At 60.1% G+C, this 16,003-nt stretch carries 13 protein-coding genes; 8 read left to right on the top strand and 5 right to left on the bottom strand.

Annotated elements, in window-relative coordinates; translation table 11 throughout:
* Nucleotides 1-28: 28 nt before the first annotated feature.
* The 3 genes from AC0VX3_RS14600 to AC0VX3_RS14590 are packed head-to-tail and all read left to right on the top strand — an operon-like array spanning nucleotide 29 to nucleotide 2,218.
* The gene (locus AC0VX3_RS14600) at nucleotides 29-832 is read left to right on the top strand and encodes a TatD family hydrolase (RefSeq protein WP_475521122.1); all 804 of its coding nucleotides are present in this window, start codon (nucleotides 29-31) and stop codon (nucleotides 830-832) included.
* Nucleotides 829-1,665, top strand: coding sequence for an MBL fold metallo-hydrolase (locus AC0VX3_RS14595; protein ID WP_475521121.1), 837 nt, complete (start codon nucleotides 829-831; stop codon nucleotides 1,663-1,665). Before AC0VX3_RS14600 ends, AC0VX3_RS14595 begins: the two co-directional genes overlap by 4 nt.
* Nucleotides 1,655-2,218, top strand: a complete 564-nt coding sequence (locus AC0VX3_RS14590; protein WP_475521120.1) for a regulatory protein RecX — start codon at nucleotides 1,655-1,657, stop codon at nucleotides 2,216-2,218. Before AC0VX3_RS14595 ends, AC0VX3_RS14590 begins: the two co-directional genes overlap by 11 nt.
* 418 nt (nucleotides 2,219-2,636) lie before the next feature.
* Here AC0VX3_RS14590 and AC0VX3_RS14585 read toward each other — a convergent pair whose 3' ends face one another.
* Both AC0VX3_RS14585 and AC0VX3_RS14580 read right to left on the bottom strand, forming a co-directional pair.
* Nucleotides 2,637-5,390: an autotransporter outer membrane beta-barrel domain-containing protein gene (locus AC0VX3_RS14585; RefSeq protein WP_475521119.1), complete on the bottom strand. Its 2,754-nt coding sequence runs from the start codon at nucleotides 5,388-5,390 to the stop codon at nucleotides 2,637-2,639.
* Nucleotides 5,391-5,405: 15 nt separating this feature from the next.
* Nucleotides 5,406-6,848 (bottom strand): autotransporter-associated beta strand repeat-containing protein, encoded by a 1,443-nt coding sequence (locus tag AC0VX3_RS14580; RefSeq protein ID WP_475521118.1) that lies wholly within the window; start codon nucleotides 6,846-6,848, stop codon nucleotides 5,406-5,408.
* Nucleotides 6,849-7,149: 301 nt separating this feature from the next.
* Here AC0VX3_RS14580 and AC0VX3_RS14575 point away from each other — a divergent pair, with 301 nt between their 5' ends.
* Nucleotides 7,150-8,901, top strand: a complete 1,752-nt coding sequence (locus AC0VX3_RS14575; RefSeq protein ID WP_475521117.1) for a 7TM-DISM domain-containing protein — start codon at nucleotides 7,150-7,152, stop codon at nucleotides 8,899-8,901.
* Between the two features lie 355 nt (nucleotides 8,902-9,256).
* Here AC0VX3_RS14575 and AC0VX3_RS14570 read toward each other — a convergent pair whose 3' ends face one another.
* Nucleotides 9,257-10,159 carry a DMT family transporter gene (locus AC0VX3_RS14570; protein WP_475521116.1) on the bottom strand — a complete coding sequence of 301 codons (903 nt, stop codon included), beginning with the start codon at nucleotides 10,157-10,159 and terminating at the stop codon, nucleotides 9,257-9,259.
* 249 nt (nucleotides 10,160-10,408) lie between these two features.
* Here AC0VX3_RS14570 and AC0VX3_RS14565 point away from each other — a divergent pair, with 249 nt between their 5' ends.
* A complete protein-coding gene (locus AC0VX3_RS14565; protein ID WP_348147221.1) occupies nucleotides 10,409-11,314 on the top strand; it encodes a LysR substrate-binding domain-containing protein in 906 nt (301 codons plus the stop codon).
* 90 nt (nucleotides 11,315-11,404) lie between these two features.
* Here the strand turns inward: AC0VX3_RS14565 and arfB are convergent, their stop codons facing one another.
* Both arfB and AC0VX3_RS14555 read right to left on the bottom strand, forming a co-directional pair.
* Nucleotides 11,405-11,866, bottom strand: coding sequence for an alternative ribosome rescue aminoacyl-tRNA hydrolase ArfB (gene arfB / locus AC0VX3_RS14560; protein ID WP_342895154.1), 462 nt, complete (start codon nucleotides 11,864-11,866; stop codon nucleotides 11,405-11,407).
* The gene (locus tag AC0VX3_RS14555; RefSeq protein WP_348147217.1) at nucleotides 11,863-12,543 is read right to left on the bottom strand and encodes a TetR family transcriptional regulator C-terminal domain-containing protein; all 681 of its coding nucleotides are present in this window, start codon (nucleotides 12,541-12,543) and stop codon (nucleotides 11,863-11,865) included. The genes arfB and AC0VX3_RS14555 overlap by 4 nt, the downstream gene beginning before the upstream one ends.
* A 481-nt stretch (nucleotides 12,544-13,024) precedes the next feature.
* On the opposite strand from AC0VX3_RS14555, the gene aptA reads away from it, so the two are divergent.
* The 3 genes from aptA (at nucleotide 13,025) to AC0VX3_RS14540 (ending at nucleotide 15,975) form a co-directional block, all read left to right on the top strand.
* Nucleotides 13,025-14,353, top strand: a complete 1,329-nt coding sequence (aptA, locus tag AC0VX3_RS14550) for an omega-aminotransferase AptA (RefSeq protein ID WP_475521115.1) — start codon at nucleotides 13,025-13,027, stop codon at nucleotides 14,351-14,353.
* 62 nt (nucleotides 14,354-14,415) lie between these two features.
* On the top strand, nucleotides 14,416-14,703 hold the full coding sequence (locus AC0VX3_RS14545) for a cupin domain-containing protein (RefSeq protein ID WP_475521114.1): 288 nt from the start codon (nucleotides 14,416-14,418) through the stop codon (nucleotides 14,701-14,703).
* A gap of 15 nt (nucleotides 14,704-14,718) precedes the next feature.
* A complete protein-coding gene (locus tag AC0VX3_RS14540) occupies nucleotides 14,719-15,975 on the top strand; it encodes a Zn-dependent hydrolase (protein WP_475521113.1) in 1,257 nt (418 codons plus the stop codon).
* Nucleotides 15,976-16,003: the final 28 nt, after the last annotated feature.

Genomic DNA, 16,003 nt, shown 5'->3' with positions numbered 1-16,003 from the left:
AACACTGACCACACCTTCTGGACCGCACATGCTCGTAGACAGCCATTGCCATCTTGATTTCCCCGATTTCGACGGCGAACGCGCCGAACTGATCGCCCGCGCCAAGGCGGCCGGCGTCGACCTGATGGTGACGATCTGCACCCATATCCGCAAATTCGATCAGGTCCTTGCCGTCGCCGAAGAATTCCCTCAAGTCTACTGCTCGGTGGGCACGCACCCCCACAACGCCGGCACGGAGCGCGGCATTCCGGTGGAAGAAATCGTGCGCCTGGCCGACCACCCCAAGGTGGTGGCGATCGGCGAGGCCGGACTGGACTATTTTTATGACAAGGCGCCGCGCGATGCCCAGGCGGAGGGCCTGCGCATCCATATCGACGCCGCACGCCAGACCGGCCTGCCGCTCGTGATCCATGCTCGCGATGCGGATGACGACATGGCCGCGATCCTGCGCGAGGAAATGGGGAAGGGGGCCTTCCCGGCGCTCCTGCACTGCTTTTCCTCCGGCCGCGACCTGGCGCTGACCGGGATCGACCTCGGTCTTTACGTCTCCTTTTCCGGGATCCTGACCTTCAAGCGCTCCGAGGAGCTGCGCGAGATCGCCCGGGACTTGCCCGCCGACCGGCTGCTGGTGGAAACGGACGCCCCTTATCTGGCGCCGCAGCCCAGACGCGGCAAACGCAACGAGCCGGCCTATACCGCCATGACCGCCGCTGTTCTGGCCGAGACCCGCGGTGTTTCGGAAGAAGAAATCGCCCGCCAGACCACGGAAAACTTCTTCCGTCTGTTCACCAAAGTGCCTGAACAGCAACACCTTGAAGGCGCCGCTTCGTGAGCGTGGATGTCACCATACTTGGCTGCGGGTCGTCCGCCGGTGTGCCGCGTATCGGCAATGACTGGGGTGAATGCGATCCCCGGGAGCCGAAGAACCGTCGCTCGCGCTGTGCGGTTCTTGTGGAAAAACGTGTGGACAACAAGTGCACAACCGTGTTGATAGACACCGGCCCCGACATCCGGACCCAGCTTCTGGAGGCGGGCATCCGCCACCTCGACGCGGTCCTTTATACCCACGCCCACGCCGATCACCTGCACGGGATCGACGATCTGCGCGCTTTCTGGGTGAACAGCCATAAACGGGTGCCGGTGTTCATGGACACAGAGACGTTCGACCGCGCCAGAACCGCGTTCGGATATTGTTTCGAGACCCCGAATGGCTCGAATTATCCGCCGATCCTTGACCGGCACGAGATGGCCCCGGGACGCCCGGTGACGATCACCGGTGCTGCCGGCGACCTGACCTTCGAGCCGATCGAGGTCGTTCATGGCGACATGAATGCGCTCGGGTTCCGGATTGGCGGCACGGCCTATATTCCCGATGTGTCGGACATACCCGACGACAGTCTCAAGCAGCTGAAAAACCTGAATTATCTCATTCTGGACTGCCTGCGGCGCAGACCGCATCCCAGTCATTTCTGCCTCGATGACGCCATTGCCTGGACCCGGCGGATCGCGCCGCGCAAGGCTGTTTTCACCAATCTTCACAATGACCTGGACTACCACACGCTGGCCGCTGAACTTCCCGACGGTATCGTGCCTGCCCATGACGGCATGCAACTGACGCTGCCTGAAACAGCACAGACCATGCGGCTTTCCGCCGATGCCGGGTAAGCCACGTTTCAAACCGCCCACGGCAGACCGGCTCAACCGGTCCGCGCTGCATTATCTGGAACGCTATTCATCGTCCGCGGCCAATTTGCGCAAGGTGCTGGAGCGCAAGGTGCTGAAGGCCTGCAATCACCTGGATCTCGACCCGGCGGACTATGCCGACATGATCGATGCGGCCATTGAAAATTTCGTCCGCAACGGCCTTGTCGACGACAAGGCCTACGCTGAAACCAAGGTCAGCGGGCTGAGACGCCGCGGCGGCTCGAAACGCAAGATCGAGGCGCACTTGTCGGCCAAGGGCGTCGATCGCGACATCATCGCGTCCGTGCTTGGTGACGACGATCACAGCGAGGAAGAGACCGGCCACATCTTCGCCAGGCGCCGGCGGCTCGGACCGTACCGGACCGGCGCGGATCGTACCGCACGGCGCGACAAGGATCTGGCCGCCATGTGCCGCGCAGGCTTTGCCTTCGAAACCGCACGCAAGGTGATCGACGCGGAGCAGCCTGCTGACCGTCCAGAAACCGGAGATCCGGACCGGGATCCTGAGGTCTGACAGCTCATGCGGATTGAACCCAACGACAAGTCCCTGACGTTGCTCCGGATTCCACATCAAAAAATGTTCCATAATATTGATTATGCGAATTGAATATGTAGCAGGCCTTTGGCGCTGCAATACACTCCTCGCGCTTTTGAAACTGGTCAGTGTTGGAAGAATGCCTGGCCTCGACACGTCTGAGCGCTGACGAAACCGCAACGACCGTGATCATCACGTCGCAACAGGAACTGAACCGGCTGGAAGCCATTCAAGAGTTTCGAGGTCATCCAACAAATGTCGTCGAAGTTGGCGGGTTGCTGAACCTCAGCCCGAGCCATGTCCATCGTCTCCTGCCAGTTTGAAGAGACCAACGCCTTGTCGCCGGAATGCATCTCGGAGCTCAACACCATTTTTTCACGGTCGCCGGAGTTCGTTCTCAGAACCTGAGTGATGCCTTGATGAAGCCGCCATGCTGGCGGGTGCCTTGTGACAGACGGCCCTGATAGCCGAATTCGAGAGATGTGTTGCCGGCCGACAGCAACGTCACGCCGGCTTCCAGATCGGCAAGAACATTGTCCACGTCCGACGCGATCTCAAAGCCTGGCGCGCCGTCCGGAGCCCCTGCAAAGCGGGCGGTCAGAGAATTCTGGTCCTGCGAAGAAAGCGTGACACCGGCCTTGAGGCGCATGCGGGCTGTCCAGCCGTTGGACAGTGCATGCTCGCTTCCGATTTCAATCGCGGGCGTGACCGAAAAATACGTCTCTTCCGAGCTGTCCACCCTGAGAGCCGTGGCCGAGTTGCCGGTCTCGGTGAAGCTGTCGCGGTCAAGATAGGCAAGATACAGATCCACCTGCGGCTTGGCGTAGAACCCGCCCTCTTCCAGCAGATAGGCCGCACGCAATTGCCCGCCTGCATAGGAGACGTTGTAGTCGCCTTTGTTGACCGCGCCAAGACCGCCGAAGGTGATGGTTCTGGTGGTTTCATAAGCGCCGATGCCACCGGAAACAGCCCCTGCGATCAACAGGGCACCATGCTGGTACTTCAGCGTGCCCCCGAGATGAAAGCGGTCGCTCCGGGCACTGGCACTGGCGTTGCTGTCCAGGGTGCCCTGCTCGTATCCAAGCCCGAACCCGGCGTACCAGTCTGTCCAGACCTGGTACTGCCCGCCAACGGAAACGCCGCCGACGCGTTCCTCAAAGCCGATCCGTTCCGCTGTTTCGTCAACACTCAGAAGACGCCCCTGCGGGCGTAGCCAAAGGCAATCGCCCTCGCGTATGAACGCATGGGCCCCACCTTCAACGGGACACGAGAACAGACTGTTCGTAAAATTAGCCGCGGAGAACAAAGAGGCCGTCTCGGTGTTGAGCGCGATCTCCGGAGAAAGCTGATTGAGGGCTGTCCTCATTTCCCCGACAGATCCCAGATTGAACAATCCCTGGATCACCGGACCCGTCTCGCCGGTATCGCCGGTATCGCCGGTGTTGATCGCGTTGAGCGTGGTCAGGGTGTTTGTCTGGTTCGAGTTGAAAGTGCCTGCCTCGGCATTGAAGCTGAAGTTGAGCGCCACATCGTTCGCGTTCGGGTAGACCAGTTGAACCTCGGTCAGCGGATTGGTGAAGGTCTGCATGGTGCCGAGCGCAAGCCCGCTGTCGGTGACCCCTCCCCCTGCACTGACGATCGTAAAGAGCCCGACAGGATCAGCGCCTGTCAGATTGAGATCGACGGTACCGGCCAGATCTGCCGTGCCGGTGACCGTTACACGATCATTGGTGCTGCTTGCCCGGTCCACATCGACAACAAGAGATCCATCAGCCGTCTGCACGAGATTGCCGTTGATGGTGACCGCTGCAATAGCCCCGCTGCCGCCTGCTGAAAAGACACCCCCGTTGGTAACAGCGCCGTTGATCGTGCTCGTCGCATTGAGGGTGCCCCTGTTGGTCACCGCCCCATTCAACGTTCCGGTGGTCGTGAGCGTCGCGCCGGTCGCGTTGGTCAAGCCGCTGGTCGCGATCAGCGTCCCCGCATTGGAGAGCATCGCGCCTGTGCTGTTGACGATCGTATCGGCCGACAGCCGCCACCCTGCGCCAACCGAGACACCGGTCGTGGCTGTGGAGGTGTTGGTCAGCACGCCGATGCCGGTCATGTCACCGCCTGCGACACCGAGCTGTCCGCTGCCCTGATTGGTGAGGTTGCCGGTCACTGAAACATCACCGTCCACGACATTGATGGTGCCGTCATTGAAGATCGAACCGGTTGTCGTTGAGGCAAATGTTGCTGTGCCGCCGCCGGGGCCATTGAAGTTGATGACGCCATTGGCCAGATTGTTGATCGCTCCGGCATCGCTCACCGTGCCATTCGTGGCAACATCGATGAGAGAACTGTTGTTCAGGGTGTTGCCGGTGCCCTGAAGCGTCGCATTTGCACCGATCCGGATCGTGCCGCTGGAATTGGTGATGACGGCCGCGGCAAGCGTGTTGCCCGCGCCAATTGTCACCGTCCCCGCATTGGTCAGCGTGTTGATCGTCTCATCGCCCTCCAGCGCAAACGTTCCGCCAGTCACCTGAACACCGGCCGTGGCCACAAGCGATCCGCCATCGGTGGACAGCGTTCCGCCTTCAACCGTGACACTGGCCGACGAAAGCGCGCCCGTCCCGTTCACATTCAGCTGACCACCGCTGACAGTCGTGTTGCCGACAAGCGTTCCGCCTGCGTTCTGGTTGAACACACCGCCCGAGACGACAAGCGCGCCGCCAATCGCCCCGGTGTTGGTTGTCGTGCCGGCGCTGTTGGAGGCATTAGCGGCAATCGTTCCCGTGTTGGCGAAAGTGCCGCCGGTGTTGACCAGAGACGCAATCGTGCCGGCATTCGATCCGGTGCCGGCGCTGGTAACCGCCCCCGTCGTGCCCCAGGCCTGATTGGTGAAGCTTGCGTTGTTGACGACAGCCCCGGCTATTGTGCCCTGGTTGAAGAGCGTGCCCGACGTCACCGTCGTACCGCCGGTGTAGGTGTTGGCGCCGGTCAGCGTCAGTGTGCCCGCACCCGCCTTGGTCACGGTGCCGAAACCGGAGATGACGTCTGACAGGGTCACGGCGTCAGAGCGGTTGAAGACAAGCGCCGCTTTGTTGGTGATGTCCCCGGCCACACTGCCGGTCGTACCGCCGTTGCCGAGCTGCAAGGTGCCCGACGTCACCGTCGTGCCGCCGGTTTAGGTGTTGGTGCCGGTCAGCGTCAGCGTGCCCGCACCCGTCTTGGTCACGGTGCCGGAACCGGAAACGACGCCAGACAGGGTCACCGCGTCCGAGCGGTTGAAGACAAGCGCCGCGTTGTTGGTGATGTCCCCGGCCACACTGCCGGTCGTGCCGCCGTCACTGAGCTGCAAGGTCCCCAACGTCACCGTCGTGCCGCCGGTGTAGGTGTTGGCGCCGGTCAGCGTCAGCGTGCCATCGCCGATTTTCTCCATCGGTCGCGCCCCGCCCGTTTCGGATATCACACCTGATTGTGTTGCTGAGCCTGTCAGCACCTGGAGCTGGGTCGTGTTCGAATTGATGTCTATCGGCGCTGCACTGGTCACGCCGTCGGCGTAGTCGATCACCGAGCCTGTTGTGGTGATGGAAAAACTGCCATCGCCGCCCGCAGCCGTCGTTGCCAGGCTCAGGGTCCCTTCGGAGACGGTGATCGTGCCGTCAAACCCCGTATTGTCACCGGAAAGCGTGAAGGTGCCGGTGCCGCGCTTGTTGACAAAGCCGTCGCCGCTGAACGATCCGCCAAAGGTGGTGCTCGCATTGTTGCCACCTGTGGTCAGCCTGGTCAGGGTACCAAAATTGTCCTCAAAGGTAACCGTTCCACCCGTCCCGGCGAGGGACCCGATTGTTTCGGACTCCGCAATGTTCAATTCGCCGCCATTCACAATGACGGCGTTGGTAACAGGCATAATTGATCCGGAAGAGCTACTTCGATCAAGCTTCAATGTACCGCTTTTGATTGTTGTCGATCCAGTGTAGGTGTTTTGGCCAGTGAGGGTAAATTCCTCGCCGTCAAAATCGATAACTAAGTTACCAGTGCCAGTCATGACCCCAGAAAACCTTCTGGAATCGGATGACTTGTGGTCTTTCAAGGTTAGCGTGTTTGCATTCAAGTCGACTACGCCTCGTCCAGAAATGTGGCCGATCACTTCATCGGTCTGAAACTCGATGGTTGCACTAGGGTTAAAACTAATGGTCGCGTTATCATCGACGGCGTCACCGTCGGCGTTGTTCAGAACCAAGGTTCCATCACCGACACTAAAATCAATGCCAACGCTCTTTCCGGTCAATGTCAACGTTCCGGTTCCACCGTATCTATTGACATCGATGTAAACTCCCCTGTCGAGTTTGATGTCCACATCGATGGAGGCAGAGCCACTTCCTGTGACGTCTATTGTTTTATCTACTCCTGACTTTCCTTCCAATTCTCCGGTGCCATCTATTCTTCCATCACCGGCGAAATTGATGTCATCAAACGGCGTCAACGCGTTGATCGTTGTGGTCTGACCGTCGGCAACATCGATCTGCTGAGCCTGCACATCGGTTGCGGCAAAGGTGACAATGCCCGCGGCGACAAGTGACGTGGACGCCAGAAGGTGTGAATTCAGAAGCCACCTGGTTGGCACTCCACACGACCTTGAAACCGGGGGCCGGTTTCTACAAAAACCAAACTTGCAAAGCGTCACATCGATCCGTTTCGTTGTTACAAAATCAGCTAGACCTGCCGGCACGACATGCGCGTCGAAACGCGGGATCCCCGAGGTTCGGACCTTGTTACAGGCGGTCGGAAAGATTGAAACGTATCATCCGTATTTTGACCGATATGCGCTTGCATTTGTCCGATATGCGCATACATGTCCAATTTGCCGGTGCTCCAAGATCAGCTTGAGCGTGCGAACTTCCAAACAGACAAAAGAGCCGCGATTCATGAAAAGACGTTCACGGCGGATTGCGCCTGTCTTCGTTGCATTACTTCTGCTTTTGACAATGAGCGTCGAGCCAACGGCAGCTGAACCGGCTTTGAATTGCGAGCCTGGACAGGCGAATGGCACCGAGAACACTCTTTCAGAAAACCCTGAAGACCAGCTACGCGCCCTGAATTTTGAATACTATCTTGATCCCACAAACTCTCTTGAAGCGAATGAGATAGTCCGTCAGGATTTTTCCAGGACAGACTGCACCGCAAAGGCTCAGTCGCCCTTCCCGGACCAGGCCCTTTGGCTTCGCTTCACCGTTCAGAACCCGCATGACAGCCCCAAACAGTGGGTCATTGCATTTGCCGAGACGATTCATGACGATTTGACTTTGTATGAACAACGCCAGAACGACATTGTCCTCGTTGCCAGAGATGGCCGATCCGTAGCGTCGAGCGAAAGAGCATCGAGAACGATAAAGCCCGCGTTGCCGCTGGCCGTGGAACCGGGCGAAAACAGGGCCTTCTATTTTCGTATCGCCGGCACCGTTGAGCCAACGGTAACACCGGTGATCGCCACGCCGAACCTGTTTTCCGACTGGTCCACCAGCGTGATGATTTCAACTGCGCTGTTCTTGAGCTTTGTGCTTTCGATCATCGTTATCAGCCTGATTATTTTCCGTCAGGTAGAGACCCGTTTCTATAAGTATTATGCACTGTATCTGAGCTGCCAACTCATATTCACGTTTCTCTACGACGGCTGGCTAAAACACATATTTGGCATTCATGTTCCGGTGAATTTTCTTTCACCGTTTATGTTCTTCCTAACCGGCGTTGGTGTTGTTGCAATCACGCAATATTGCAGAATACTCTTGGAAATCGACGCAAGGAATTCGCGTTTTCGCATCCTGTTTACTTTACTGATTGTCGCCGCAATCGTCACGACCAGCCTTGCCGTACTCGACCCCTGGACATTGGCGCTCCCCTTGCACCTGTCTTATGTGCTCAACCCGATTGTCCTGCTGTTCGTCTCCCTGTTCATGATCAAAGAGGGCGTGCCGCAGGCAAAGCCGATCGCATTCGCTCTTCTCATCTTTACCTTTGGGTTGGTTTTGGCTGTTTATTACTTCATTTTCCCTCTGGAAATCACGCGTGCAACCTATGCATACGAGCTTCTTCTGCAAAAACCTGTCGCCTGGGGTTACTACGTTGCCGTTGTCGGAGAAACGACTTTCATGATGATCGCCATTTCGGTCATGGTCAAAACGATGCAGAAGCAAAAACTGGCTGCCATGATGGAAACGCATACCTTGCGGGGCGATGTCACGGTGCAGGCTGAGGCGCTGAAAAACACCGGTGCGAGGCTGGATGCGCTGGAAACGATCTTGACCGAAGACCCGAACAACAACCTGTTGCCCCCTGCAGAAAAGCAATTTCTGGAACGGGTCACCGCGTGCTTGCTGGCCAACGTGAGCGACGAAAACTTCGGCGTCAAGGAACTGGCAACCGCACTTGCAACAAGCGAGAGAACATTGGCCCGGCGACTGAAAAAGACGCAAGGCCAGACCTCGGCGGCTTTCATCCGATCCGTTCGGCTGAATTTCGCCCGGGACCAGATCCTGATGCGCCAGCACACCACAATCGCTGAATCTGCCCGTTCTGCAGGGTTCTCCAGCGTCAGCCACTTTTCGAAGATGTATCGTCAGGAATTCAATGAAACGCCGAGCGGAGCGTTGAAAAACGCGACGAACAGCACAAAAAATTGAGTTCAGCTCAATCCGGGCACCGGATCAGGGGAGCTTCCCTTGAAGCCCCCTTCCCTTTGCGGCTTCCTGTCCGGTTTGAATTCGCTTTCGGTGTCTCGGACCGGGATATCCAGGCGCCGGCATCCGCGATTAGAAAGATCTGTCGCCTGCAGCGGGACCAACTCGGAATGGAAGACCATCGGCAGCAATGGCTCGGCTGCTCAGCAGGATGTGTTCCATTTGCATGTCAACATCGTGCCGTGGAGGCACAATGTTGGACAGGACATCAAGTGGACACCCGATCCGGCAATTCCGGAACGCTTCAACGCATTGCTGGTAAGAGCGAACATGTCGCGGGACATCGGCTGAATGCACCCTATTTGCCCGTTGCAACAGCCAGAGGCAAGGAAACACGTCTTCCTGTCTGGATCAGCACCACACCTCCAAGGATCAGCGCCAGTGCCAGGATTTCAAGCGACGTGATCGTCTCTCCGATGGCAGCGCCGATGATCACTGCGACGACGGGCGCGATATAGGTCGCGCCAGCCGCGCGAACCGGACCAAGCTTGTCGATGATGAAATAGTAGATCAGAAAAGCACCACCGGTTCCCAGGGCCCCCAGGCCGATGACTGCGCCCCACATCGCGTGGGCGTCGGTTGCTATTGCGCCGATGCCGTCGAAATCCGTCAGCACAGCCAGGGTCAGAACCGCCAGCCCGGTCTGCCAGGTCGCCAGAGCGAGCGGTGGCAGCTTCAGCGGCGACAGGAAACGGCGCGCATAAACGAAGGACGCACCGACGCTGATCGTTCCGGCCAGCATCCAGAGCACGCCGGCACTTGAGACACCCGCCGCCCCTTCCCAGGGCCGCGCGCTCAACACGATCCCCGCGAAGCCGAGCAGGACGCCGGCAGCCATCTGACCTGTCGGCCGGTCTTCGCGCAGAAACAGGACGGCACACAGGAAGGTGAAGATGGGTATGGCGCCGCTCAACAGGCCTGCGACACTGCTCGGCAGCAGTGCGGTTCCGGCGACGAAACCGTAATAGTAAAAGCTCGTCGCCAGCAGCGACATGACAACGAAATGCGGCAGGTGACGCAAATGATCCCGGCGGATGACCCCGGCGCGCCACGCAATGACGGCCAGCGGCAGAAACCCGAACAGCACGCGCAGGAAAACCGTTTGCGCCGGTGAAATCAGCTCTGTGGCCCATTTCATGTAGATGAAGTTCGAGCCCCAGATGAGACCGAGCGCGACAAGTGCGGCGTAGGCGCGGATCATGATATCAGCCTTTCAGACAAAACGGTTGAGGCGCCATGGTGGACCCGGCAGAACCCGGCAGCGTTCCTGTCCCGGCTCCGCCGTCGCGGCAGCCCGCCTGCCCGGTCAACCAGCGCTTCCGGGAAAAATTTTTCTACAGATGACATGGACATCTCCATGCGATCGATTGACCAGAAAAATAGCCGATACAGCGAGATCTTTCGCGCCAGAACGAAACGTGCCAAACTGTAGAAAAACTACAGGCTAGTCATGTCGATTTCCCGTCGTTCACTACCGCCCCTCAACGCATTGCGTGCCTTTGAAGTCTCCGGCCGCACCCTGAGCTTCCGTGCGGCCGGAGAAGAACTGGGTGTCACCCAGGGCGCCGTCGCCCAGCAAGTCCGGCTGCTCGAGGATCACATCGGCCTTGCCCTGTTCGAACGTCTGCCGCGCGGCGTCGCCCTCACCTCCCAGGGCGCGGCCTATCTCTCTGATGTAACACGGGCGTTCGACACGCTGGGCGACGCGACCGAGCAGCTTCTCGTGCGCTCGGAGGCCGTGACAATCAGTGTCACGCCGACCTTCGCGACCAGGCTGCTGATCCCGCAGCTCGCCGCGCTCAACGCGGCGTTGCCGGGCATGGAACTGCGCACCGTCGCGACGGAAGCCGTTTCGGACTTCGACCGCGATCAGGTGGATATTGCCGTGCGCCTGACACGTCCGCCGTTTCCGGCCTCATTCGAGGCGTGTCTGCTGTTCCGGCAAGAGCTTGTGCCCGTGGCCAGCCCGCACCTTGTCGGCGCCCTGCCTCTGCCTCTGACACCCGGTCAGATTCAGAAGCTGCCGCTCCTGCACGACGCGCACAACCATTTTCCGAAGTTTTTCAGCTCCAGGGGATCACTGCCGGGCGCGGTGTTCAACCAGACGGGACATGCTCTCGATGCGGCACTGGCCGGTCAGGGCGTCGCCATCGTCTGCCGGACGTTCGTGCAGGCCGACCTCGACGCGGGCCGGCTCATCGCGGTCGCCGACACGAGGCCGTCGACCGGGCCCGACTATTACATCGTCCGTAAGCGTGTTTCCTCGCCAAGAAAGGCCGTGGACGCGGTCTGGGACTGGTGTATCGCGACCTGGACAATACACCCGTCGGCAGAGCACCGGCGGCCCGGGCCGTGAAAAGCACGACGGCGGCTCCCCTTCCCGGTCTGCCGGATGTCGCGCCCCGTTCCGCTTGTCATCCTCGAACAACATGTCCACCTGTTGCTCTCAGTCCTCGCCGCGTCCGGTCCGGCCGCGCATCTTCTTGATCTGACCGCGTTGTTTCTTGCTTTCCAGCCGCCGCTTCTTGGAACCCAGCGTGGGCCTGGTCGCCTTGCGCGGCTTCGGGCGTTCCGCCGCCTTGCGCAGAAGCTCCAGCAATCGCTCCAGTGCGTCCTCGCGATTGCGTTCCCGCGTCCTGAACCGGTCCGCCTGCAGGATGATTTCCCCGCCCTGGGTCAGCCGGCTGCCCGCCAGCCGCGCTGCGCGCGACTTGACGTCCTGCGGAAGCGTTTCATTACCGTCCAACTGGAAACGCAACTGGACCGCGGTGGAGACCTTGTTGACGTTCTGTCCCCCTGGCCCCGAGGCACGGATGAAGTCCTCGCTCAGATCATCCTTCAGGATGTGCAGGCGTTCGTTGACCGGAATACGGGAGGCAGCATGGGGATCCGCTTCACCCTCGTTCATTCCGTCCGGTCCTCTTCTGGCGGCCAGTCCAGTCCGGCGCCGTTGAGGATCAGCGACGTGACAGCAAGCTCGGTTTCAGCCTGAAATGCGGGGTCACTCAGGTCCCGGCCCGTCAAGGCCATGATCTGCACGGAAAAGTCGGCGTAATGCTGTGTCGTGGCCCAGATGGTGAAGATCAGATGCACCGGATCGACACGGCGCATCTTGCCGGCTGCGATCCAGCTCTCGATCACCTTGCATTTTTCGACGACAAGCCGCTTCAGGTCCGTCTGGAGGATCGGCAGGATCTGCGGCGCGCCCTGGATCACCTCATTGGCGAACAGACGCGAGGCTTCCGGAAACCTGGCCGAAATCTCGATCTTCTGGCGGATATAGGCCGCCAGTTCCTGCGCCGGCTCGCCATCCGGCTTGAGCGTCTTGAGAGGCGCGAGCCAGACTTCGAGAATATGGGCCAGCGTGGCGTTGTAGATCGCCTCCTTGGACGAAAAATAATAAAGAAGATTGGATTTGGACATGCCGGCATCCGCGGCGATCTTCTCCACGGTCGCGCCGGAAAACCCCTTTTTCGAGAATTCCCCGAGAGCTGCTTCCAGAATCAGCGACCGGTTCTTTTCCTGAATCCGGCTCAGTCCGGCCGGCTTCAATATGTCCTGCGGCTGCCCGCTCAATTCTACCATCAATCGTCCCGTTTCCACCTTGGGAGCCCGTCTAGGGTCCCGGTCAGAACCGCCGGTTTCCATTGAAAACACAGCGTTTCCGGTCGCTTCTGCTGGCCGCATGCCGCCAATGACCAGAAATTAGTCATGTCGACAGGATTTGCATCTTGACCATTTGGTCAAATCACACCTAGGGTATTTTGACCAGATGGTTGGAAGGCTAGTCGATCCCAATTCGCCCTGCAACGGGGTGTCTTGAAGGATTGGCCCGAACTGATCATCATACCCACAGCCGGGGTCAGCCGGCACCGGCAGATCGCCGGACAGAGACATCGGATCTCTTCGGGAAGAGGCAAGGCCCGCCGGAAGGATCCAGGGAACAGTTGGGGAGAGGACCTGCGCGGACAGCACTGCCATGACGGCAGTGTTGGTGCTATGCCTACTCTCGCCTTGTATGATCATCAGTCGGTCCATTGCTTTGCCGGGACCGCAAGGAGGACGCATGTCAGCACCGAGCCAGGCTGCCACCAACAATCTCGAAGCCTTCTGGATGCCGTTCACGGCCAATCGCCAGTTCAAGCAGACCCCGCGCATGTTCGTGGCGGCCAAGGACATGCATTACACCACGTCCGACGGCCGCCAGGTGCTTGACGGAACGGCGGGCCTGTGGTGCTGCAACGCGGGCCATTCCCGGCCGAAGGTCGTTGAGGCCGTTCAGAAGCAGATTGCCGAGCTCGACTATGCACCCGCCTTCCAGATGGGCCATCCGAAGGCCTTTGAACTCGCCGCCCGGCTTGCGGCGATGGCCCCCTCTCCGCTCGACCACGTCTTTTTCACCAATTCCGGTTCTGAAAGCGTCGACACGGCCCTGAAGATCGCCCTCGCCTATCAACGCACCATCGGCCAGGGCACACGCACGCGCCTGATCGGCCGCGAGCGCGGCTATCACGGTGTCGGCTTCGGCGGTATTTCCGTCGGCGGCATCGTTTCCAACCGCAAGACCTTCGGCACCATGCTGACCGGTGTGGACCACATGCGCCACACCCACGATCCGGACCGCAATGCCTTTACCAGGGGAATTCCGGAAAACGGCGCCGAATATGTCGAGGACCTGATCCGGATCATACAGCTGCACGACCCGTCCACCATTGCCGCGGTCATCGTCGAGCCGGTGGCGGGCTCGACCGGTGTCCTGATCCCGCCCAGGGGCTATCTGGAGCGCCTGCGCGAGATCTGCACCCAGCACGGCATCCTGCTGATCTTCGATGAGGTCATCACCGGGTTCGGCCGGCTCGGAGCGCCCTTCGCCGCCGATTTCTTCGGCGTGACGCCGGATCTCATCACCACCGCCAAGGGCCTGACATCCGGTGTCGTCCCGATGGGGGCGGTTTTCTGCGCGGCCGACATCTACGACGCCTTCATGACCGGCCCGGACCACATGATCGAGCTGTTCCACGGCTACACCTATTCGGCCCATCCGCTCGCCTGTGCCGCTGCGCTGGCCACACTCGACACCTATGAGGACGAGGGTCTTCTGACCCGCGCCGCCGACCTGGCCCAATACTGGGAAGACGGTCTGCATTCCCTGAAGGATTGCCCCAATGTCATCGACATCCGCAACCTGGGTCTGATCGGCGCGGTGGAACTGACGCCGATCGCCGGCGAACCGACCAAACGGGCCTTCTCTGCCTTCCTGAAGGCCTATGACGACGGCCTCCTGATCCGGACCACGGGAGACATCATTGCGCTGTCGCCGCCCCTGATCATCTCGAAGGAGCAAATCGACGAACTGTTCGGCAAGCTGCGCGACGTGTTGCACGCCATCGACTGACGGCGGACCGGCCGCGGTGCGTCGCACCCGGCCCGTCTTGTCCTTCCAGGGAGCTAACCAAGATGAGCAGACAACCAGCCACAGCGAGCCAGCTTGTCGATGACGAACGGGTCAGGGTCACCCGGTTCGACTTTGCTCCCGGCGCGGAGACCGGATGGCACCGGCACTCGATGGACTATGTCATCACCGCGCTGACCGAATGCCGGATGACGCTTGAAGAACCCAATGGCGAAACGCGCGAGGTCACTGTTCCGGCCGGTACGGTCTACCGCCGGGACGAAGGCGTCGAACACAATGTGATCAACGGCGGGGACGCCCCGATGTCCTTTGTCGAAATCGAACTGAAGTAACAGGAGGGTTTGCACATGGCAGCTCCGGGCGAAAACCTGAGGATCAACGCGGACCGTCTGTGGGACAGTCTGATGGACATGGCCAAGATCGGCCCCGGCGTGGCGGGAGGCAACAACCGCCAGACCCTGACGGACGCCGACAGCGAAGGCCGCAAACTGTTCCAGACATGGTGTGAGGAGGCCGGCCTGTCCATGGCGGTCGACACCATGGGCAACATGTTCATGACCCGCCCCGGCACCGATCCGGACGCCCTGCCCGTCTATGTCGGCTCTCACCTCGACACCCAGCCGACCGGCGGCAAATACGACGGCGTTCTGGGCGTTCTCGGCGGATTGGAACTGGTCCGCACCATGAACGATCTCCGCATCCGGACAAAACATCCGGTCGTGGTCACCAACTGGACCAACGAGGAAGGCACACGCTTCGCGCCCGCCATGCTGGCGTCCGGCGTTTTCGCCGGCGTTCATACCCAGGACTGGGCCTATGCGAAGGAAGACGCGGACGGCAAGACATTCGGCGACGAGCTGAAGCGCATCGACTGGGTCGGCGATGAGGAGGTCGGCGCCCGCAAGAACAAGATGCACGCCATGTTCGAACTCCATATCGAGCAGGGTCCCATCCTGGAAGCCGAAGGCAAGGACATCGGGGTGGTCACCCACGGCCAGGGCCTTTCGTGGACACAGGTCACCGTCACCGGCAAGGACAGCCACACCGGCTCCACACCGATGCCGATGCGCAAGAATGCCGGTCTGGCCATGGCGCGCATCCTGGAACTGGTCGACGAGATCGCCTGGTCCCACGCGCCGCACGCGGTCGGGGCCGCCGGTCATATCGACGTCTATCCCAATTCGCGCAATGTCATTCCCGGCAAGACCGTCTTCACCATCGATTTCCGGTCACCCGACATTGCCGTCATCAAGGACATGGAAGACCGGCTGAAGGTGGACGCAAAGAAGATCTGCGACGACATGGGCCTTGAGGTCGAATTCGAGAAGGTCGGCGGCTTCGACCCGGTCGAGTTCGACAAGACCTGCGTGGAAGCTGTCCGCAATGCCGCGGAACGCCTCGGCTACTCGCACCGGGACATCATTTCCGGCGCCGGTCACGACGCCTGCTGGATCAACAAGGTGGCACCGACCGCCATGATCATGTGCCCCTGCGTCGACGGCCTGTCGCATAACGAGGCCGAGGAAATCACCCGGGACTGGGCCAAGGCCGGCGCGGACGTGCTGTTCCACGCGGTTGTCGAGACAGCCGTGATCGTGGAGTAAGGAAACCCGTATGAACTGGTCCCGGCTC

The sequence above is a fragment of the Roseibium sp. QJM3NY_11 genome, assembly GCF_056173175.1.
This window is presented reverse-complemented; position numbering and strand designations above follow the sequence as displayed.

Bases quoted from the DNA above. Each gene is read 5' to 3' on its own strand.
- AC0VX3_RS14600 (WP_475521122.1), top strand. From the start codon at position 29: ATGCTCGTAGACAGCCATTGCCATCTTGATTTCCCCGATTTCGACGGC.
- AC0VX3_RS14590 (WP_475521120.1), top strand. From the start codon at position 1,655: ATGCCGGGTAAGCCACGTTTCAAACCGCCCACGGCAGACCGGCTCAAC.
- AC0VX3_RS14575 (WP_475521117.1), top strand. From the start codon at position 7,150: ATGAAAAGACGTTCACGGCGGATTGCGCCTGTCTTCGTTGCATTACTT.
- AC0VX3_RS14570 (WP_475521116.1), bottom strand. From the start codon at position 10,159: ATGATCCGCGCCTACGCCGCACTTGTCGCGCTCGGTCTCATCTGGGGC.
- AC0VX3_RS14565 (WP_348147221.1), top strand. From the start codon at position 10,409: ATGTCGATTTCCCGTCGTTCACTACCGCCCCTCAACGCATTGCGTGCC.
- arfB (WP_342895154.1), bottom strand. From the start codon at position 11,866: ATGAACGAGGGTGAAGCGGATCCCCATGCTGCCTCCCGTATTCCGGTC.
- AC0VX3_RS14555 (WP_348147217.1), bottom strand. From the start codon at position 12,543: ATGGTAGAATTGAGCGGGCAGCCGCAGGACATATTGAAGCCGGCCGGA.
- aptA (WP_475521115.1), top strand. From the start codon at position 13,025: ATGTCAGCACCGAGCCAGGCTGCCACCAACAATCTCGAAGCCTTCTGG.
- AC0VX3_RS14545 (WP_475521114.1), top strand. From the start codon at position 14,416: ATGAGCAGACAACCAGCCACAGCGAGCCAGCTTGTCGATGACGAACGG.
- AC0VX3_RS14540 (WP_475521113.1), top strand. From the start codon at position 14,719: ATGGCAGCTCCGGGCGAAAACCTGAGGATCAACGCGGACCGTCTGTGG.